Origin of the sequence: Granulicella aggregans, from assembly GCF_014203275.1 — a bacterium.
Classification (GTDB): domain Bacteria; phylum Acidobacteriota; class Terriglobia; order Terriglobales; family Acidobacteriaceae; genus Edaphobacter.
In genome coordinates, this window is sequence record NZ_JACHIP010000001.1 from 510,667 (window position 1) to 528,975 (window position 18,309).

At 59.9% G+C, this 18,309-nt stretch carries 18 protein-coding genes; 6 read left to right on the forward strand and 12 right to left on the reverse strand.

Going from position 1 to position 18,309, the window contains the following annotated elements:
• Positions 1-21: 21 nt before the first annotated feature.
• The 6 genes from HDF16_RS02080 to hfq all read right to left on the reverse strand — a co-directional run bounded on the left by HDF16_RS02080 (position 22) and on the right by hfq (position 5,385).
• Positions 22-1,113 (reverse strand): F0F1 ATP synthase subunit gamma, encoded by a 1,092-nt coding sequence (locus HDF16_RS02080; RefSeq protein WP_184213503.1) that lies wholly within the window; start codon positions 1,111-1,113, stop codon positions 22-24.
• A 3-nt stretch (positions 1,114-1,116) separates the two neighbouring features.
• On the reverse strand, positions 1,117-2,667 hold the full coding sequence (gene atpA / locus HDF16_RS02085; RefSeq protein WP_184213504.1) for a F0F1 ATP synthase subunit alpha: 1,551 nt from the start codon (positions 2,665-2,667) through the stop codon (positions 1,117-1,119).
• A gap of 49 nt (positions 2,668-2,716) precedes the next feature.
• Positions 2,717-3,256, reverse strand: a complete 540-nt coding sequence (gene atpH / locus HDF16_RS02090) for an ATP synthase F1 subunit delta (RefSeq protein ID WP_184213505.1) — start codon at positions 3,254-3,256, stop codon at positions 2,717-2,719.
• Complete coding sequence (locus HDF16_RS02095) at positions 3,256-3,960, reverse strand: ATP synthase F0 subunit B (RefSeq protein ID WP_246408582.1); 705 nt, start codon at positions 3,958-3,960, stop codon at positions 3,256-3,258. The genes atpH and HDF16_RS02095 overlap by 1 nt, the downstream gene beginning before the upstream one ends.
• Before the next feature lie 11 nt (positions 3,961-3,971).
• Positions 3,972-4,436, reverse strand: a complete 465-nt coding sequence (locus HDF16_RS02100; RefSeq protein ID WP_184213506.1) for an ATP synthase F0 subunit B — start codon at positions 4,434-4,436, stop codon at positions 3,972-3,974.
• A gap of 619 nt (positions 4,437-5,055) precedes the next feature.
• On the reverse strand, positions 5,056-5,385 hold the full coding sequence (gene hfq / locus HDF16_RS02105) for an RNA chaperone Hfq (RefSeq protein ID WP_184213507.1): 330 nt from the start codon (positions 5,383-5,385) through the stop codon (positions 5,056-5,058).
• 225 nt (positions 5,386-5,610) lie between these two features.
• Here hfq and HDF16_RS02110 point away from each other — a divergent pair, with 225 nt between their 5' ends.
• A complete protein-coding gene (locus HDF16_RS02110) occupies positions 5,611-6,780 on the forward strand; it encodes a DegT/DnrJ/EryC1/StrS family aminotransferase (RefSeq protein WP_348641218.1) in 1,170 nt (389 codons plus the stop codon).
• Between the two features lie 54 nt (positions 6,781-6,834).
• Here the strand turns inward: HDF16_RS02110 and HDF16_RS02115 are convergent, their stop codons facing one another.
• The 5 genes from HDF16_RS02115 to nadA all read right to left on the reverse strand — a co-directional run bounded on the left by HDF16_RS02115 (position 6,835) and on the right by nadA (position 13,321).
• Positions 6,835-8,121: an SH3 domain-containing protein gene (locus HDF16_RS02115; RefSeq protein ID WP_246408584.1), complete on the reverse strand. Its 1,287-nt coding sequence runs from the start codon at positions 8,119-8,121 to the stop codon at positions 6,835-6,837.
• 116 nt (positions 8,122-8,237) lie between these two features.
• Positions 8,238-9,503: a lactonase family protein gene (locus HDF16_RS02120; RefSeq protein ID WP_221312427.1), complete on the reverse strand. Its 1,266-nt coding sequence runs from the start codon at positions 9,501-9,503 to the stop codon at positions 8,238-8,240.
• 175 nt (positions 9,504-9,678) lie between these two features.
• Entirely contained in the window at positions 9,679-11,682 is a 2,004-nt protein-coding gene (locus HDF16_RS02125; protein ID WP_184213509.1) for a hypothetical protein, read from the reverse strand.
• 59 nt (positions 11,683-11,741) lie between these two features.
• A complete protein-coding gene (locus HDF16_RS02130; RefSeq protein ID WP_184213510.1) occupies positions 11,742-12,179 on the reverse strand; it encodes a DUF2203 domain-containing protein in 438 nt (145 codons plus the stop codon).
• A complete protein-coding gene (nadA, locus tag HDF16_RS02135; protein WP_246408586.1) occupies positions 12,176-13,321 on the reverse strand; it encodes a quinolinate synthase NadA in 1,146 nt (381 codons plus the stop codon). The genes HDF16_RS02130 and nadA overlap by 4 nt, the downstream gene beginning before the upstream one ends.
• A 336-nt stretch (positions 13,322-13,657) precedes the next feature.
• On the opposite strand from nadA, the gene HDF16_RS02140 reads away from it, so the two are divergent.
• Genes HDF16_RS02140 through HDF16_RS02150 form a run of 3 tightly spaced genes read left to right on the forward strand, consistent with a single transcriptional unit; the run spans position 13,658 to position 16,000 of the window.
• Positions 13,658-14,287, forward strand: coding sequence for a twin-arginine translocase TatA/TatE family subunit (locus HDF16_RS02140; protein WP_184213511.1), 630 nt, complete (start codon positions 13,658-13,660; stop codon positions 14,285-14,287).
• Complete coding sequence (tatC, locus tag HDF16_RS02145; RefSeq protein WP_184213512.1) at positions 14,280-15,062, forward strand: twin-arginine translocase subunit TatC; 783 nt, start codon at positions 14,280-14,282, stop codon at positions 15,060-15,062. Before HDF16_RS02140 ends, tatC begins: the two co-directional genes overlap by 8 nt.
• Positions 15,059-16,000 carry a M28 family peptidase gene (locus HDF16_RS02150; protein WP_184213513.1) on the forward strand — a complete coding sequence of 314 codons (942 nt, stop codon included), beginning with the start codon at positions 15,059-15,061 and terminating at the stop codon, positions 15,998-16,000. The genes tatC and HDF16_RS02150 overlap by 4 nt, the downstream gene beginning before the upstream one ends.
• 44 nt (positions 16,001-16,044) lie before the next feature.
• Here HDF16_RS02150 and HDF16_RS02155 read toward each other — a convergent pair whose 3' ends face one another.
• Positions 16,045-16,683: a DsbA family protein gene (locus tag HDF16_RS02155; RefSeq protein WP_184213514.1), complete on the reverse strand. Its 639-nt coding sequence runs from the start codon at positions 16,681-16,683 to the stop codon at positions 16,045-16,047.
• A gap of 182 nt (positions 16,684-16,865) precedes the next feature.
• On the opposite strand from HDF16_RS02155, the gene HDF16_RS02160 reads away from it, so the two are divergent.
• Both HDF16_RS02160 and HDF16_RS02165 read left to right on the forward strand, forming a co-directional pair.
• Positions 16,866-17,792, forward strand: a complete 927-nt coding sequence (locus HDF16_RS02160; RefSeq protein WP_184213515.1) for a TerC/Alx family metal homeostasis membrane protein — start codon at positions 16,866-16,868, stop codon at positions 17,790-17,792.
• A gap of 6 nt (positions 17,793-17,798) precedes the next feature.
• Complete coding sequence (locus tag HDF16_RS02165) at positions 17,799-18,290, forward strand: PepSY domain-containing protein (RefSeq protein ID WP_184213516.1); 492 nt, start codon at positions 17,799-17,801, stop codon at positions 18,288-18,290.
• The last annotated feature ends 19 nt before the right edge of the window (positions 18,291-18,309 follow it).

Genomic DNA, 18,309 nt, shown 5'->3' on the forward strand with positions numbered 1-18,309 from the left:
GTCTCTTTGTCTTTCTCTTCGTTACAGCGCTGCCGCGCCGCTCACAATTTCGATAATTTCCTTGGTGATCGCCGCCTGACGAACCCGGTTCATGGTCAAGCTCAGCGAGTCGATCAAATCTCCAGCATTCTTCGTCGCCGCATCCGTCGCCGTCATACGCGCAGCATGTTCCGCCGCCACGCTCTCAAGCAGCGCATGGAAGATCTGTGTCGTCACATATCGCGGCATCAGGTTCCTGAAGATCTCTTCCGGCGACTGATCGAAGATGTAGTCGACATCCGCGGTGCCAAACTTCTTGGCTTCCTCTTCGGCTTCCTTATCCTCGGATGCGTGCGTAGAGATTCCTTCAGACGCTGCAGCCTTCACGGCGGCCTCGCGCTGCTCATCGGTCATCTCTTCGGAAGCGGTAATCTCATGCGAACCGAGCTTGCGAATAGGCAGAAGTTTTTCAACGACGATGCGCTGCTGAATGACCGACTTGAACTCGTTGTAGACGATGTAGACAGCGTCGATTTCGGAGCGCTCATAGCGGGCGATGATGTCGCGAGCAATCTCCGCGACCGCACCGAAGTCCGCCTTGAGCAGAAGGTCGAGGTGTTCGGCAGCAACTTCAATCTGCTGCGCGCGATGCCGGATCGTCTCGTAGTGCGTCGAGAGATCGTTGTCGTAGTGCTCTTCCGTCTTCTCGTAGTTCGCCGCAGGAAAGCGCTTCTTGTAGAAGCCGATGGCCTTCTTGCCGACCGGCTCGAGGTCGACGTTCTGTCCCTTGCCGGTTCGCTCTGTGATGAACTTCTGCGCCGCCTTGCCGATGTTCGAGTTGAAGCCGCCCGCAAATCCCTTGTCGCCCGCGATGACGATGAGCAGGACGTTCTTCTCTTCCCGTTCGACGAGCAGCGGGTGGATAATCTCGCCCGTCTCGTTGTTGTAAAGATCAGTCCGGCGGACCAGCGATTCAAGGACGTTCGAGAGCATCTCCGCGTACGGGCGCGCACGCATCGTGCGGTCCTGCGCACGGCGCAGCTTCGACGCCGAGACCATCTTCATGGCCTTGGTGATCTGCCGCGTGTTCTTCACACTGCGGATGCGTCTGCGTAGATCGAGTACGTTTGCCATGGTTTACTTTGCGGCCGCCGCAACTGGCTGCTTCGACTTCAGCCCGTCCAGAAAGTCTTTCTTATAAGCCTTGATTGCATCGCCAAGCCGCTTCTTGATGTCGTCATCAAGCGCCTTCTTGGTCGCGATATCCGTCAAGATCGCAGGAGCCGCCGACTCGAGATACGGATAGTAGCCATCTTCAAACGCGCGCAAGTCGCGAACTTCAACATCATCCAACAGACCGTTGACGCCGGCGTAAAGAATCGCCACCTGCTTCTCAAACGGAAGCGGCTGGAACTGAGGCTGCTTCAGCAACTCAGTCAAACGCTGTCCTCGATTGAGCTGGTTCAGCGTCACCTTGTCGAGGTCCGATCCGAACTGTGAGAACGCAGCCAGTTCGCGGTACTGAGCAAGATCAAGCTTCAGTGTCGATCCGACCTGCTTGGTTGCCTTGGTCGCAGCCGAGAAGCCGACGCGCGATACCGAAAGTCCGACGTTCACAGCAGGACGGATGCCGGAGTTGAAGAGGTCCGTCTCGAGGAAGATTTGTCCATCGGTGATCGAGATGACGTTGGTCGGGATGTACGCCGAAACGTCGCCCGCCTGGGTCTCGATGATCGGCAGAGCGGTCAGCGATCCGCCGCCCAGCTTGTCAGAAACCTTGGAGCTGCGCTCAAGCAGACGCGAGTGAAGATAGAACACATCGCCCGGGTACGCCTCACGGCCTGGCGGACGGCGCAGCAGCAACGAAATTTCGCGGTAGCTGGCAGCGTGCTTCGAAAGATCGTCGTAGATGATCAGCGCGTGCTTGCCGTTGTCGCGGAAGTACTCGCCCATCGCCGTTGCGGCGAACGGAGCGAGGTACTGCATCGGAGCCGGCTCGGAAGCAGTCGCGGCCACGATGATCGTGTACGCCATCGCACCGTGCTCTTCAAGCGTCTGCACAACCTGCGCAACCGACGAACGCTTCTGTCCAACCGCGCAGTAGATGCAGATCAGGTTGTTCTTCGCGGAGTTGATGATCGTGTCGAGCGCAATCGCGGTCTTACCCGTCTGGCGGTCGCCGATCAGCAATTCGCGCTGGCCACGGCCAATCGGAATCATGGTGTCGATGGCCTTGATACCGGTCGCCATCGGCTCCTTGACACCCTGGCGATCGATAACTCCAGGAGCAAGGCGCTCAACGGGAAGGAACTCCGTCGTGTTGATGGGTCCCTTGTCGTCGATCGGCGCTCCAAGTGCGTTCACAACGCGGCCAATCAACGCTTCGCCTACCGGCACGGACATGATCTTGCCCGTCCGCTTTACCTGATCGCCTTCGGAGATCTCAGTGTAGTCGCCCAGCAGCACCGCGCCCACCTGGTCTTCGTCCAGGTTCATCGCGAGACCGGCAACGCCGTGCGGGAACTCAATGAGCTCACCCGCCATGACCTTGTCCAGGCCATGAATACGCGCAATTCCGTCACCCAGCGAGATCACCGTGCCGACTTCGTCGACGGTGATGCGCTGGTCGTAGTTCTCAATCTGCTGGCGAAGCAGTTCAGTTATCTCATCAGCCTTGATCTGTGCCATGTCTTCTCTTTACCTGGTCTTTTCTCTGTGCCGTATCCGGCACGAAATTCTACGCGTTGATAAGTCTCTGCTTCATCTGCTCAAGCTGGCCGCGAACGCTGCCATCGTAAACCGTGGAACCCATCTTGACGATCACGCCGCCAAGCAGCCCCGCATCCTGGGTATAAACCGCCCGCACCTTGCCGCCTGCGAGCTTGCCAACCTGCTCTTCAAGCTGAGCGCGATCGTCGTCATTCAGCGCAAGCGCCGTCGTAATCTCCGCATCCGAGATTCCAGCATCGACGTCCGCAACCTGCGCGTACTCGTTGATGATTTCATCCAACTCGTGCAGCCGGTCGTGCTCCGTGATCACAGCAACGAAGTTACGCACCTGCGGATACATCCCGATCTTCACGCCGATCGCATCGAGCACCTTGAGCTTCTGCTCTTTCGGCACCGAAGGATCCATCAGCACTTCACGAAGATCAGCGCTGCCCGCAAAAGTTCCAGCAAAGTCCCGCAACTGCTGAAGCGCGGCGGCTCCATCGAGCTTGCCCGACACCACAACCTGCTCAAACGCATGCGCGTAACGAAGGGTAATGACAGCCATTAGTTCTGCCCTTCCTTCGAGTCGTCCGCACCGACGCGCCGCGCAAAGTTCTGGATCAGCAAGCGGTCGGTCTCAGCAGTGATGACCAGCTTCTTAGCGGCCTGCTCGATTGCCAGCTCTGCTGCGTACTTCTGAATCTGTCGCTGCGCGTGCGTCGTAGCCGCTGCAATCTCCTGCTCGGCCGAAGCAAGAATCTTCTTCTTCTCTTCCTCGACGTTGGCCTTGATGCGCTGCTCGTCCGCCACAGAGTCCTGATCGGCCTTCGCGCGCATGGCGGCAATCTCGCCGTCCAGCTTGGCCAGCCGCGCTTCAACGCCACTCAAGCGGCTGTTCGCCTCTTCAGTAGCGGTGCGCGCATCGACCAGATCTTTCTGGATCGTCGCATTGCGTCCACGGAAGGTCTTCGGCAGCGCCTTCGCCAGGAACAGTCCAATCAGGATCGCCAGGACCGCGAAGTTCGCGACTTCAAACGCCGTGGCAGCCTGGTCCGTGCTCATGCCGAGCATCGATCCAATCTTCTTCACCGAAGCCGAGTGCTTGAACGAAGCCGTCTCGTCTTCTTCTTCTTCAACGCCCTTAGCCTCACGCGACTCAGGCGTGGACGTAGCCGCTACCTTGCCGTTCGAGGGTTCCTGCGCCCTGATCGAGTGCAAAGGGCTCGCCAGCAAAGCGGCAAACATCACTGCAAAAAATAGCTTCTTCAAACCGGATAGCCTCACTGAATTGCCTCCGGAGGCACGCCGGCCGGAAGGATCGCGCGCAGGATCTGCGTGCTCAGCGCCGCGCTCGCGCCTTCAATCTGTTGCCGCGCGCTTGCCGCAGACTGCTCAATCTCGTTCTTCGCGACCTTCAGCCGCTCCTGTGTCGCTGTGCGCGCCTGCTCCAAACTGGAGTCTCGCTCGCTGTTCAGCGCCTTAAGCTTCTGCTCGCGGGCCTGGAAGATCTCAGCTTTCGCCGCGCGAAGCTTGTCCTCATACACGGCCGTCTCAGCTTCCGCCGCGGAGATGGCACCGCGCGCCTGCTCTACTGCTCCAGAGGTACGCGCCCGGCGCTCTGCCAGCACCTTATTGAGAGGTCCCTGCACCAACACGCTATAAGCGGCAATTAGCAGCAGAAACAGCAGGATAGTCGGCACGGAGCCGAGCATAAGTCCACCAAGTTGATTCAGTATTTGTTCCATAGTGAGGTCGGCTAGCGGGTAGATCTATGCCGTTATGATTCCTGTTGCCTGGCTGGCCAAGGCGGGGGGTGTGCGCCAGCGTTGAGTGGAAGAGCTTTATTACAGTCGTGTCCCTATATTTTTAGCAAAGCACTCACTAGAGTGTCAATGAATCAAACGACGGTAATCGCACAAGTATCGCGATTACCGGACGCACGAATTTTGTTCAATTCTCCGCCGATAACGGTTGACTTTCGCCGTCAGCAGCCTAAAATAAAACTCATCTGAAGGCCCTATGATCTGGGTCGCACAGGCCGCGTGACAGGGGACACCACCTCCGCTCCCCTTCAGGCGGCCTGTTCTAATTTCAGCTGCACTTCTCCTGATCTGACCCACGAATAGTACACGGAAACATCATCGCCCGTCAGCCATCACGCTGTCGCTGCGCGAGGAGAAATTTTAGCTTCCCGAATTGATCGCTTCAGCATGCGCCGACAGGTGAATGCGCATCCCCGCAAGCGGGGACGCGAACCGGTAGCCGAGGCACAGTGGACCTCAAGGGAAATCAGAGATAGTACGAAACGTCCCGAAATGAGACGCTAATCAGCCGATCATCCGACGACTCACAGGCAGTGGTGTCCTAGCGATCGAGAGAAGCGGCACCATCGGCGTGCATAGCGCTCGCCGAACCGACGTGGCCGCCCGACGAGGGCACCACCCGGCCTTCCGCCTTCTCCGGGCGAAGGTCAAGATGCATCCCCGCGCGCCCGCTCACCACCGTAGAGATGGCGTGCTTGAAGATGAGCTGTTCCTGGCTGTTGTTCTCGAGCAATACCGAGTACTTGTCGAAAGAGCGGATCTTTCCCGTCAGCTTCACACCGCTCACAAGATAAATCGTGATGGGACTCTTATCCTTACGGACCGTATTGAGAAACGTGTCCTGGATATTCTGTGCCGGCTTGGAATCCATAGTGCCGATCTCCTCTATTCAATTCCTTCTGGGGTTGAATGCGAATCTTGCCAGACCGTAAAAAGTCCTTCTACCTGGCAGTCATTGGCAAGGGCGTTTGCAGTTAATGCAACTGGACGTCACAACGATACGGGGATATACAAGAACTTTCAACTGAAGAGACGGAATCTCTTCAACAAGGTATGCGATCCGGCAATGCCACTTTCGTGGTTGTACCATTGTACTGTGACCACCGCGACCTCCGCTCCTGTTCCGATGCTCGACTTCAGCCGCCAGTTTTCCGCGATTCGCGAGGAGGTCATGGCCGCCGTCGAAGAGGTCTGTGTTAGCCAGAAGTTCATCCTCGGCCCTGCCGTTTCCAGCTTCGAGCACGCCGCCGCCCAGGCCTGCAATGCCCCGTTCGGAGTAGGCTGTGCGAGCGGAACCGACGCCCTCTGGCTCGCCATGGCCGCCGCTGGCGTAGGCCCCGGAGACTTCGTCGTGACCACGCCCTTCAGCTTCTTCGCCACCGCCAGCGCCATTCTGCGCTGTGGCGCAACGCCGGTCTTCGCAGATATCGACCCCGCCACCTTCAACCTCTCGCCCGTCGCTGTCAGAGATGCAATCCGCTTCATCCAGGGCAACCTCCCCGGAACTCGCGTAGCCGCCATCCTACCCGTTCACCTCTACGGCCAGTGTGCCGACTGGGACAGTTTCAGCACTATCAAAGAAGAATTTTCGCTCCGCCTGATCGAAGACGCGGCCCAAGCCTTTGGAGCAAACTGGAACGGATCGCCCGCAGGATCGCTCGGCGATGCCGCCGCATTCAGCTTTTATCCCACAAAAAACCTCAGCGCTTTTGGTGATGCCGGCCTGGTGACCACGGTCGATGCGGCGATCGCCGATCGTTCCCAGTTACTCCGCGCCCATGGCATGAGGCAACGGTACATCCACGAGGAAGTGGGCTGGAACTCGCGCCTCGACAGCATCCAGGCCGTCGTCCTCGAGGTAAAGCTCCGCTACCTTCCAGCCTGGAACGCCGCCCGCCGCACCTGCGCCGCGATTTACGATTCGCTCTTCACCGCCGCCGGTCTAGCCGCTGCCGACACCCAGAACGGCATCGTCCTCCCCATCACCGACCCACGCGCCGGACACGTCTTTCACCAGTATGTGATCCGCGCTCCCCGCCGCGACGCCCTCCGCCAGCACCTTACCGACCGCCAGATCGGCACCGAGATCTATTACCCCATTCCGCTGCACCTGCAGACCAGCCTGGCCTCGCTCGGCTACAAGCCCGGCGACTTCCCCGTCACCGAGACCGCCGCCGCTGAGGTCCTCGCTCTCCCCATCTACCCCGAGCTCCGCGAAGACGAGCAGCGCACAGTAGTAGACGCCATCGCCAGCTTCTACGCCTGATCAACTTACCTGGCCGTCATTCTGAGCTAACGAAGAATCCCCGCATTTCGCCTCTTACCGTCGCTTCGCCTTCTTCTTATCCTTCTTCTCCGTCACCGGCTCCGGATGCGCGAGATCCGGCAAAGCGACACCCAGCGGCGGCACCATCCGGCGAGTGATGTTCCCCTCCAGCCGGTAGGCCTTCGTCACCGTGGCTCCCGGAACGATTGATCCCGTCATCGGGTCTGGCACCACCGGCGGAGCGTCAGCCCTCAGTACTCTATAGCTGAATCCCGGCAGCGGTGTCGCTGAGTTCGCGGCCTTCCCACCTGTATCCTCCATCATCTTTAGCTCGACCGGCAGATACCCCTCGACATTCTTCTCGCGAAACGCCGTCTCGTACCGATGCTTCTTCACGTTCCAGATGAACACTCGGATCTGGTCAAAGTCATAAGGCAGCCCAGCCTTGTACGGGCTCATCACCGTCAGATATTCGGGAATATTCTTGTCATCCTGCGGCGCATCCGGGTCGTAGACCTTCGCCAGCAGGTACGCCCCGACGATCCTCTGCCCCTCCGCATACCGCAGCAACGAGTCCGGCGCGTCCACGTCCATCAGCCGGCTCAACATCCACCCCGCACGGCCATGCGAGTCCCGCACCAGCCACCAGTCTTCCATCGGCGGTGGCGGCTCTGGCTCGGCACCTGCCGCCTTCTCGGTCGACGCACTGGTAGCACTCTTACCGGCCTTCGCATCCGACGCAGGTGCCGCAGGTGCCTTTGCCGCTGGGGTGGACTCGGTGCCAGCCTTCGGAATTCCCGTAGCCGCCCCCGGAATCGCAGCCTGCTTCGGATTCCGGGCAGGCGCCGGCTTCGCATTCGGATTCGGCCCACCGCCCTTCGGCAGCGACGCCCGCGCGATCAGGCTCAGCCGCTCGCCCTCCGCCAATCGGTAAAACTTCTCCGTCGACCGCCCCGGAGCAATGTGCAGGTACACCTCGTCCCGCACCACCGCCGACGCCACGGTCGGATCCTTCGCATGATCCTGATCGAGTTTCGTGAACTCGTCATAGATCTGTTGCGTCGCGACTGCCTTCTCGTCGATCCACCCGGTCTCGTTCTTGTCCGTCTGCACCCGCAGGAACCGCCGTCCGCGCTCGAGCACCGCTAGACGCTGGCCATTCTCCACCGTGCCGGTACGGTTCGAGACGGCGGCAACGCGGTCCCGGAGAAACGTCTGCTTCGCCGTGACGTAGACGTACACCGCCTCCGGCTTGCTCTTGAACCGGGAGCAGCCCCCGACCAGCAACACTGCAAACCCCAATGCCAGTCCCCGCCCCACCATCCATCCGAAACGCTTCAATAGGCCTCCGGGCAGCGCTCCGCACACCTGCTGCCCTGAGACTCATTATCGCGCGCTGCATCGTCCCAGCGTATTACTCCGCTGGATCACCTGCCGAATTCATCACGCAATCGGAACTAGTGAGTCAGGGCGATCGCCACCGCTCCCGCTGGCTCCGTCGGATCGCCAGTCGAAGCCGTCGTCGACGTATCCAGCTTGCCCGCAGTCGTCGCATCGAAGCTGAACATCTCTAGGTCCGGGCTTCCTCCCGACGCCGTCGAAAGCAGGTAGTCGCCCGTGCTGTCGTACCCCAGCGCAGTCACGGTCGTTCCCGCAACATAAGGAGACCCGCTCAACGCCGTTAGCACGCCTCCCGTTGCGATCGAAAAACCGGAGATCGACCCCGCAGTCCGATTGCCCACGTAGAGATACTTCCCTGTCTTGTCGATCAGGATCGACGCCGGTCCCGGAATCGTATCCCCAGTCCCAAGCGAAAACGGTGCTCCGCTCACCTGGGTCAGGGCCCCTCCACTGCCGATCGTGTAGGGATACACGCCAGCGTTCGTTCCACTCACAGCAACGTACAGCGTCGAACTCGTCGAATCGAAGACCGCTGCCTGGTCCGCGCTCGAAGATGTCAAAGCCGTAAGCTGACCCGCCGGCGTCACCAGGCCCGTTCCCGTCGCAAAGGTGAAATCCACCAGCCCGCCCGTTCCCAACGAAGCAGCAAGATAGTCGCCCTTCGGAGATATAGCCAGGTTCGATGCCACAATCGTCGCCCCGCTCGTCAGCGCTTGCGTGGCTCCCGCCTCCAGCGTCAGAAGTCCCGTCGAGGTATCGATCCCGAACTCGTCGATCACCACCGCGCTCTGATTGACGTCCAGCCCCAGCAGCCACTTACCGTCCGGCGACACCACCATCGAGACCATGTTCGCATTCGCCAGAGCCTGTCCGCTCGTCGCCGTCAGTACCTGCGTCAGCGCTCCGGTAGTTGCGTTGATCGCATAGCCATAGATCACTCCCGACCCGGCAACGTAGAGGTAGCTGTTCGTCGGCGTCACCGCCAGCGTCTGCGGAGCAAACAGCAGCGACTCGGTCGCTCCGGAGATCGCCGTCAACGCGGCCGAGCCAATCGCGAATCCAGTAATCGAGTACACGGAACTCGTCCCGCTCGACGTACTGGTGAAAGAGCTCGCCACGTATACGAAGTTGCCCGTCGTCGTGCCGGATCCACTCCCGCTCCCGCTGCTCAGCGGCGGGAAAAACCCGGAACATCCCGTCATGCAAGCCAAGCCGGCCAGAACCGCAAGGGCGCCGTACATCCTGAGGAAACTCGCTTTGGAACTCATCTGAGCAGTCAATCCCTTTGCCACCGGCCCACACTCCTGAACTTGCCTATCCATCTTCTCAACCACAGCCGCTTCCGGGAAGTCCCCAGACGAAGACACAGGTATTTGACGGACGCCATGTTCGACTCCCGCCGTCAAAAAATGGCACACGGAAAGCATGTGAAAAGCTCGCAACTTCCCTCATCCAGGAGGCTGTCATCGCTCTGGGACCCACGACGCTGTGCCCCATTCATTGCGATGAGTGGGTCGGCCACAAGTCTCCCGCCTCCCGCTCCCCCGTTCCCCAATACATCAGCTGCGCCCGCGCCTGCACCCGTCCATCCAGCGACGCCGACAGCAAGCTCGCAATATGTTGAATGTCGCTGGCAGACCGGTCCGCCGTCTCATAGAGCTGGATAATCGGCTCCGCAATCGCGCGGTTCGGCGAATCACCACGCATCTTCGCCCATCGCTCCAACATCAGCTTGTGCAATAGATCCCGCGGAGTCAACGCATCGACCAGGAACAACAGTCGGTCTACTGGATAGTGGTCCACCAGTTCGCCAAGCTCATACGCGCAACCCTGCCGCTCGGCCGAAAATCCGCGCAGATCCATCAGCACCACATCCGCAACCGACAGCATATTCCGCACCGCTGGTTGCCACACATCGTCGTAGCAGAAGAACGGCGACCCGTGATAATCCGTCTCCAGACTGAGCGTCGATCGACTCACCCGCTCCACGCCCGCAACCGCCTGCGCCGGCGACTTCAAAAAGTGACGCCAGATATAGACCAGCATCGGAATCACGGCGATGACCGCCAGGACCAGGTACAGGACAGCTCGGACGCGAGTCAGGAGCTGATCCGGAGGCAGTGAAGCCCAAGCCGTCGGAATCACCTGCGGAAGCATCAGCGGCGCAAAACGTGCCCCCTGGTCGGCCAGTGCCGCCAGCGTACCCACCGTCAGCGTCACACCCAGCGACCGGCCCTCACTCCCCCTGGCCAATACCGAGAACCGATGCCGTATATAAGCCGGGTCCACGATCGTCAGAAACGACCCGATGAACCGCCACTGCTCCATCAGCTTGCCAAACGTAAACGCAGTATTCTTGTCCGACCCAAAGACCCGAAGGATCACCAGTTTTCTGTTGCCATCCTTCCGCGCATCCCCGCGCAGCTTGCGGAACCCCTGAACCAGGCAAGCAATCTGGACCACCGCTGGAATCACGAGAAACACTGGAATCTTTTCGCGCAGCCCAACCACGGTGATCGCAATCGTCGCCACCACGGAGAGCCCCGCCAGCAGTTCCACCAGCCGCGCACCCTGCAGCCACGTAGTCCACGCATAGAAGGCCAGCAGGGCGTCGATGACCAGCAGCGCCGCCGACCCTATTCCGATCTGCATGATGTCGGCCGCAAAGACCGTGGGCATCAGCCACGCGATCAAACCTACCGCACACGCCAGCCCGCACACCTGCACCAGCAGCGACAACTCAAAGATCTTCAGCTTGCGTCCGCTTGTTCCTTCAGCGCGCAGCACCCGCGCCTCCGCCGGACCACTCAGCAGAATCCCGTTCAGCGTATTCATCTCCAGGAAGCCGGGCATCACCTCCGGCGTCGGCCCCGGCTCTTCAACCGGCGCTGTGGCCAGCTTCGGAGCCCCACGCCGCATCATGAAGAAGTGAACCGTTCGCACCGCAAGCTCGCGCAACACAAAGAAGCCCGCAACCGGAAGCACTACAAAGAAAAGCCCCACCAGGAAGGTGCGAATCTGCGCCTTGATATCCGGAGGCTGAGGCTGAGGAGCCTGGCCGCTGTCAGAGACTTCCGGCTCCTGCTGCGGTTGCAGGTACGGGCTGCGCACCGCATTCGGATTGGCGTGCAGTGGAATCTCCAGGGATAATCCCGAAGCGCTCCAATTCTCGGTCACGTCGTCATAGCCAACCGCGTGAACAGTGATGGAATAGGTGAGCTTAGGGTTCAGCGACGCGGAGATCGTCCCCGCAGAATCCGTAGTGCCCGGAATCGGCGCAACAGCTCCATCGCTACTTGTGGCCTCAAGATCCACCTGGGTATCCGCAAGCGGCTGGTGCGTCGCATCGTCTTCCAGGATGAAGACGAAGTCCCTCTTGTTTCGTAGAGCGGCAGACGGATCGCTCGCTTTGCTCTGCGCGGCCTCCTGCGTCTGTTTCTGGCTCCGAGCCAATGTTGGAACAAGGCAGAGCAGGCAAACGAGCGCGAGTGAGAGCTTCATCGGTGCACACCTCGGCAAACTGGAGTAAGGGAACCCAGCCGAAGCCTATCACGGTCGATTCAGTTCAGCCGCTCCCGCTCACTCTTGTCGAAGCGCGCGTCCAGCGGCTTCCGCTCGCTGAACTCTTCTTCCAGCCCATGCCAGTGGCTGATGCCCGGCTCGCCGATCTTCCAGCACAGCATCACCACATCCCCACTCACCATGCAGGGAAAGTCCAGCAGCCCATCTTCAAGCGACTGCACCTGCACACCAATCGAGTCGATCTCCGCCAAAGTCTCCTTCGTCGACTCGATCGCCTTCTCCCGTTCCCCACGGCGTTTTGCGGCGGCAACGACATCGACGTGCATCCCACCCGAGAGAAAGATTCGCTGATTCAACTCCTGCATCTCGCTCTCCAGCTCACTCACCCTCCCCGCCATCTTCTGCGCGCCACGCAGCAGCGACTCCAGCACCGGCAGCAGCGTCTGCGCCTCGGACAACGTGAACGTCTTACTCATTTGACCTCCAACATCCTGTCGAGCGCGACCTTCGCCCATTCCTTTACATCGTCATCCACCTTGATACGGTTCACCACCCGGCCCTCGACGAGGTTCTCGAGCGTCCACGCCAGATGCTGCGGCGAGATCCTGTACATCGTCGTGCACAGGCATCCGGAATCGTCCAGCGTGATGACCTTCTTGCCCAGCGGCGCAAACCGCTTAGCCAACCGGTTCACAAGATGAATCTCCGTGCCGACGGCGAAGCTCGAACCCTCCGGCGCCTTATCGATCACATCGATAATCCGCTCCGTCGATCCAATCGCATCCGCCTTCTGGCAGACCTCCCAGCGGCACTCCGGATGCACGATCACCTGCATCCCCGGCTCTTCGCGACGCACGCGATCGGCATGCTCCGGCAGAAACCTCTGGTGGACAGAGCAGTGTCCCTTCCACAAGATCACCTTCGCCGCTTTCAGACGGTCCGGCATCACACCGCCGTTGATCTGATACGGGTCCCAGACAACCATCTCGCTCATCGGAATCCCCATCGCGAAGGCGGTATTCCGCCCAAGATGCTGGTCCGGAAGAAACAAAATCTTCTCCCCGCGAGCAAACGCCCACTCAAAAGCTCCTCGCGCGTTGGACGAAGTACACACCAGCCCGCCACGCTCGCCGCAGAACGCCTTAATATTCGCAGCCGAGTTCATATACGTCAGCGGGATCAATCCGCCTTCATGCGTCAGCCCAACCCGCTCCAGCGAGTCCCAACAGTCCTCAACCTGACCAATCTCTGCCATGTCCGCCATCGAACATCCCGCGTTTAAGTCAGGCAGGATCACTTGTTGCCAAGGCTTGCCCAGAATGTCCGCCGTCTCCGCCATGAAGTGAACGCCGCAGAACAGCATATACTTCGCCTGAGTCTCAGCAGCAATCTTCGAGAGCTTATAGCTGTCGCCGGTAAAGTCCGCGAACCGGATCACCTCGTCGCGCTGATAGTGGTGTCCCAGCAAAACGACATCGGTTCCAAGCTTCGCTCGCGCCGCAGCAATCCGCGCGTCCATCGTGTGGTCGGGTTGGGAAAGATAGTGGTCGAGGGAACAATTCTCCCCTGTAGCTGCGCCTTCGGCTATTGCCGGGGCTTCTTCCAGTAGATCGATCAAAGTAACTCCGCCTTCAGTCCAGCGAGCCCTGCATAGCTGCAGCCGCTCGAGAACGGGGATGTTGAAAGCATTCACTGCGCGGTTGCAGTGGATTCGCTGTACCCATGCTCGAAGTCCGAACACGAAGCACCCAACCCACGGGGATGTTGCAACCCTTTACTCGTCCGTCAGAAGTCCGATGACCTCTGCCGAACGTACACTTTAGACGAGGTCGCCACCGAAACGATGCACGAATCTGGCATTGCCAGCACGCCCACTTTCATCATCGCATAATCTTCTGGCAACACTCCTGCCACATTTGTTGAGTCCCTTTCGAACCCGTATCATAGGAAGATTATGCCGAGTCTCGGCGACAGCGCCGTCATCATCCTCTTAGGTCTTCTGCTCTTCGGTCCCAAGGGCCTTGCCCAGATCGCTCGCCAGCTAGGCAAGCTCATGGGCGAGTTCCGCCGCGCCTCGAACGAATTTCGCATGCAGATGGAAGAAGAACTGCGTCTCTCCGAGCAGGCCGACCGCCAGAAAGAGATCGCCAAGATTGAGGCAGCTGCACCGCCGCCGGCACCCGTCCTCGGAACCGATCCTGTAACGCCAGAGCCTGGTACGACAGCCTACGACTGCCCCGAAGACAACCCGCAGCTCCGCTCTATTCCTACAGACAGCCCCGAAGCAGCGTCCATCGAAGCCACACCCGAAGTCCCCATCGGCGAAGTGGAACCGCTCCCCATTGCCGTCTCGGGTGACCTGAAGATTATGCCGCCCGCCACGGGCCTGCCGCAGCCGCGGACCACAACGCTCGCCTCATCTTCCATCGCACCGCTTGTCGACTCCATCCCACACGAAGAGCCCGCGGCAGCCGCAGAGCATGAGCATTCTGAGCAACGCCCGAACCGCTACACCAACGGCCACACCGACACCGCCGGCCTTACGACCAGCGAAAACACCGCCGAGGAGTCCCTCCATGGCTGACCTCATCGACAAGGCCCGCACCGCCGTCACCGACCGCGTCGACCTTCCCGGCATGACCCTCATGGAGCATCTCGACGAGCTCCGCAAGCGCATCATTCACTCCGTCATCTATCTGCTCATCGGCTTCTGCATCGCGTATGCCTTTCATGAGCGCCTCTACGGAATCGTCCAGGCCCCGCTCGACCAGCTCCACATCAAGCTCAACTTCACCCACCCCACCGACGGCCTGAACCTCTACCTGAAGACCTCGATGTACGGTGGCGCGATCCTCGCCAGCCCCTTCATCCTCTATCAGCTCTGGCTCTTCATCTCCCCCGGCCTCTACCGCCACGAGCAGAAGTATATTGTCCCCTTCATGGGCACCACCGTCACCCTCTTCCTCGGCGGAGCATGGTTCGGCTACCACTTCGTCCTGCCCGGCATGCTCAAGGTCCTCATCGTGGACTTCGGCCGAAAGTTCAACCCCATCATCACCATCGAGGACTACACCGGCTTCTTCCTCGCCATCGTCCTCGCACTCGGCGTGACGTTTGAGCTTCCCGTGCTGATGTTCTTCCTTGCCCTCTTCGGCATCGTCGACGGCAAGTTCCTGCTCAAGCACATCCGCTACGCCATCCTGCTGATCTTCTTAGTAGCGGCCATCATCTGCCCGTCGCCCGATCCAATCTACATGTGCCTCTTCGCCCTGCCGATGCTGGTGCTCTACATGGTCGGCGTAGTCGCAGCCTTCATCGTCAATCCGACCAAGAAGAAAGAAACACCTAAGGCCGCATGATTCTCGCCGTCAGACTCCGCCAGCTAGCCATCTCCCTCTGCGTCCTCTCGACCCTAGCCTGCTCCGCCCAGAAGTCGAAGATTACCGGCGCAATCAGCGGCCAGGCCATCTATAACCTCACCCAGCAGTATGTGAACGCCGCGCCGCATCGCTATGTAGGCTCACCCGACCACGCCGCCGCCGAGGCCTTCATCAAAAGCCAGTTTGCACCCGAGATCGCCAAGGGCACCTTCGAAACCGACAGCTTCGTCGCCTCCACGCCCATCGGCATGGTGCCCATGCGCAACTACATCGCGCGCTACCCGGGTAAGAAGGACGGCGTCATCGTCCTCGCCTCGCACTACGAGACCAACTACCCGCTCAGGGACATCAACTTCGTCGGCGCCAACGACGGTGCCTGCACCTCCGCCCTGCTCATCGAGATCGCCCACTACCTCCGCGCCCACCCACCCGAGGGCTATAGCGTCTGGATCGTCTTCGACGACGGCGAAGAGGCTATCAAGGAGTGGTCAGACTCTGACTCGCTCTACGGCACGCGCCACCTGGCCGCCAAGTGGTCAAAAGACGGGACCATCACCAAGATCAAGTCCTTCCTCCTGGCCGACATGATCGGCGACAAGGACCTCAACATCCCTCGCGAGGGCAACTCCACCCCGTGGCTCAGCGATCTGTTAGCCACCGCCGCGAAGAACACCGGCCACAGCAGCAACGTCTTCAAGTCCTCGACCACCGAGCTAGACGATCACTTGCCCTTCAAGCAGCGCAACGTCCCCGTCCTCGACATCGGCGACTTCGACTATGGCCCCCACACCGCTCAACTCCCCGACGGCTACCATCACACCGCCCAGGACACAATGGACAAGATCAGCGCGAAGTCCCTGCAAACCTCCGCTGACTTATTCCTTGAGATGATCCACCTCATCGACCAGCGCAAGTAATTTGCTCTCGAGATGCCGTCACTACGCGCGAAGCGAAAATTCTCTTAGTTACGATCAAATCTCGCGGGCGATTTCATGTCTGCCTGAAGGCGGTCGACGGCTGCGTCTAATTGAGTCGGGTCGGTGACTTCAATCCATCGTTTGGCCGTGACCACCACGATGGTAGGTGTACGGAAAACACCGACGCGTACCCCGAACGTACAGTCTGCCTGAACCTCGGCGGCACAGCGGCCTGAGGGGTCAACAACGAAGGGCAGTTGCTGGCCGTGCGATTGAAACCATTTGCGCGTGAACTGCTGCAAATCATCTACGCCCGCGATTAGTTGTTGGTTGGCGAAGACGTCGCGGCGGAAGCTCTCCGCAGCTGCGGGCGAGACTTTGTCTTCGAGGTACCGCGCGTCGATGGCGGCGGTCCGCGACCAACTATGGCTCGGGATAAGGAAGTCGTGGTGCACGCGCGGAATCCTATAGCGATCCATGGCGGTCTTGACGATAGGCGAAGCGTGAGCGCAAGCGGAGCATTCAAGGTCTTCGAACTCGACAATGGCGATCTTCGCTCCGGCTGGTGGCTTGAGGAGGGAAGTGTCCTTGAAGTGTGTCGGAGGCAACGAACCCATCGAAGTCTGCGCGGCAAGGGGCAGCGTGCAGAAGATGGCGGCGAAGGCGATGAGGGCACGATACATAGCGACCATTCTATCTCTGCGAAGACATACATCAAGGCGAAGAGCAGGCTTCTGCGGAAAATTGCCAACCCAAGAATCGTCATCTCGACCAAAGCATTGCGACTCATCGCAATGCGCAGTGGAGAGACCCCGCATTTCGCATTTCCATAGCAACGAACCCCACGCGATACCATCAAAGACACATGGTCGCGACCCCGCTAAGCCACTGGATCGGCTTTCACCTCCTCATCCTCGCGTTGCTGGCGCTCGAGCTCGTCTACTCGCGCTGGCGAGGCCCATCCAAAGTCCAGTCCACCTCTGTCGCCGCGACCATCCTCTGGGTCGCCGCCGCCCTCGGCTTCGCCGCCTTCATCTTCCACACCATCGACTCCGCCAGCGGCGTCGAATACCTCGCCAGCTACGCCATTGAAGAAGCCCTATCGATCGACAACCTCTTCGTCTTCCTCCTCCTCTTCCGCGTCTTCCAGATCGAGCCGCACCGCCAGCCCAAAGTCCTTTTCTGGGGAGTCCTCGGCGCCATCGTCATGCGCGGAGCCTTCATCTCCGCAGGCGTAGGTCTGCTCGATCACTTCCACTGGATCGGCTACATCTTCGGCGCGATCCTGCTCGTCGCCGCCGTCCGCCTCGTCCTCCCTCACGAAAAAGAGGAAGAGACCACGCCCGTCTGGATCAAGTGGGTCGCAAAGCTTCACCCCGTCAGTCTGCGGCAGGACCACTTCTTCGTGCGCGAGAACGGCCAGCGCATGATGACCATGCTCTTCCTCGCCCTCATCGCCATCGAGTTCACCGACGTCGTCTTCGCCCTCGACTCTATCCCCGCCGTGCTCTCCATCACTCGCCACCCTTTCATCGCCTATACGTCAAACATCATGGCGGTCATGGGGCTGCGATCGCTCTACTTCCTGCTCGCGAACATGCTTGAAAAACTCCGCTTCCTGCACTACGGCCTCGCCGCCGTCCTCGCCTTCGCTGCTATCAAGATGCTCGGCTCAGCATGGTTCGAGATTGGCCCCATGATCTCGCTCGGTGTCATCGTAGGTCTCCTCGGCGTCTGCATCGCCCTCTCGCTCTTAATGCCCGCAAAGCCTCATGCCGAAGCTAAAATCTAGTGAGACATGCCATCCAAAGCCTCTACCCTGAAACTCTTTCGCCAGATCCATCTCTACTTCGGCGTGTTCATCTCTCCCGCGATCCTCTTCTTCGCGATCACCGGCGCGCTCCAGACCTTCAGCCTGCACGAGACCACCAAAGGCAGTGACTACAAGCCGCCTGCATGGCTGGTAAAGCTCGGCCAGTTGCACAAGAAGCAGACGCTCGTCGTCCCCGTTCGCAGGCCCCAGCCACCCGCTCCCGCAGCAGCACCCGCGAAACCCGCTGATTTATCATCGCCATCCGCGTCGAAGCCGGCATCGCAGCCCGATGCAGCCGCCCCCAAGCCGAAGAACCTTCTCCCCATGAAGCTCTTCTTCCTGCTCGTCTCCATCGGCCTCGTCATCTCCACTTTCACCGGCATCTACATGGCCTACAAGTACAACCGAAGCAAGTCATGGGTCACCGCCCTGCTCGTCACTGGAATCGCAGTCCCGCTGCTCCTCTTACTCTTCTAACGACCCACCACCAGAAACG

Excerpts from the sequence above, each read along its gene's own strand:
- hfq (WP_184213507.1), bottom strand. The coding sequence starts at position 5,385 with ATGGATTCCAAGCCGGCACAGAATATCCAGGACACGTTTCTCAATACG.
- HDF16_RS02125 (WP_184213509.1), bottom strand. The coding sequence starts at position 11,682 with ATGAAGCTCTCACTCGCGCTCGTTTGCCTGCTCTGCCTTGTTCCAACA.
- HDF16_RS02080 (WP_184213503.1), bottom strand. The coding sequence starts at position 1,113 with ATGGCAAACGTACTCGATCTACGCAGACGCATCCGCAGTGTGAAGAAC.
- HDF16_RS02120 (WP_221312427.1), bottom strand. The coding sequence starts at position 9,503 with ATGGATAGGCAAGTTCAGGAGTGTGGGCCGGTGGCAAAGGGATTGACT.
- HDF16_RS02165 (WP_184213516.1), top strand. The coding sequence starts at position 17,799 with ATGCCATCCAAAGCCTCTACCCTGAAACTCTTTCGCCAGATCCATCTC.
- HDF16_RS02100 (WP_184213506.1), bottom strand. The coding sequence starts at position 4,436 with ATGGAACAAATACTGAATCAACTTGGTGGACTTATGCTCGGCTCCGTG.
- HDF16_RS02155 (WP_184213514.1), bottom strand. The coding sequence starts at position 16,683 with ATGTATCGTGCCCTCATCGCCTTCGCCGCCATCTTCTGCACGCTGCCC.
- tatC (WP_184213512.1), top strand. The coding sequence starts at position 14,280 with ATGGCTGACCTCATCGACAAGGCCCGCACCGCCGTCACCGACCGCGTC.
- HDF16_RS02130 (WP_184213510.1), bottom strand. The coding sequence starts at position 12,179 with ATGAGTAAGACGTTCACGTTGTCCGAGGCGCAGACGCTGCTGCCGGTG.
- HDF16_RS02150 (WP_184213513.1), top strand. The coding sequence starts at position 15,059 with ATGATTCTCGCCGTCAGACTCCGCCAGCTAGCCATCTCCCTCTGCGTC.
- HDF16_RS02140 (WP_184213511.1), top strand. The coding sequence starts at position 13,658 with ATGCCGAGTCTCGGCGACAGCGCCGTCATCATCCTCTTAGGTCTTCTG.
- atpA (WP_184213504.1), bottom strand. The coding sequence starts at position 2,667 with ATGGCACAGATCAAGGCTGATGAGATAACTGAACTGCTTCGCCAGCAG.
- HDF16_RS02160 (WP_184213515.1), top strand. The coding sequence starts at position 16,866 with ATGGTCGCGACCCCGCTAAGCCACTGGATCGGCTTTCACCTCCTCATC.
- atpH (WP_184213505.1), bottom strand. The coding sequence starts at position 3,256 with ATGGCTGTCATTACCCTTCGTTACGCGCATGCGTTTGAGCAGGTTGTG.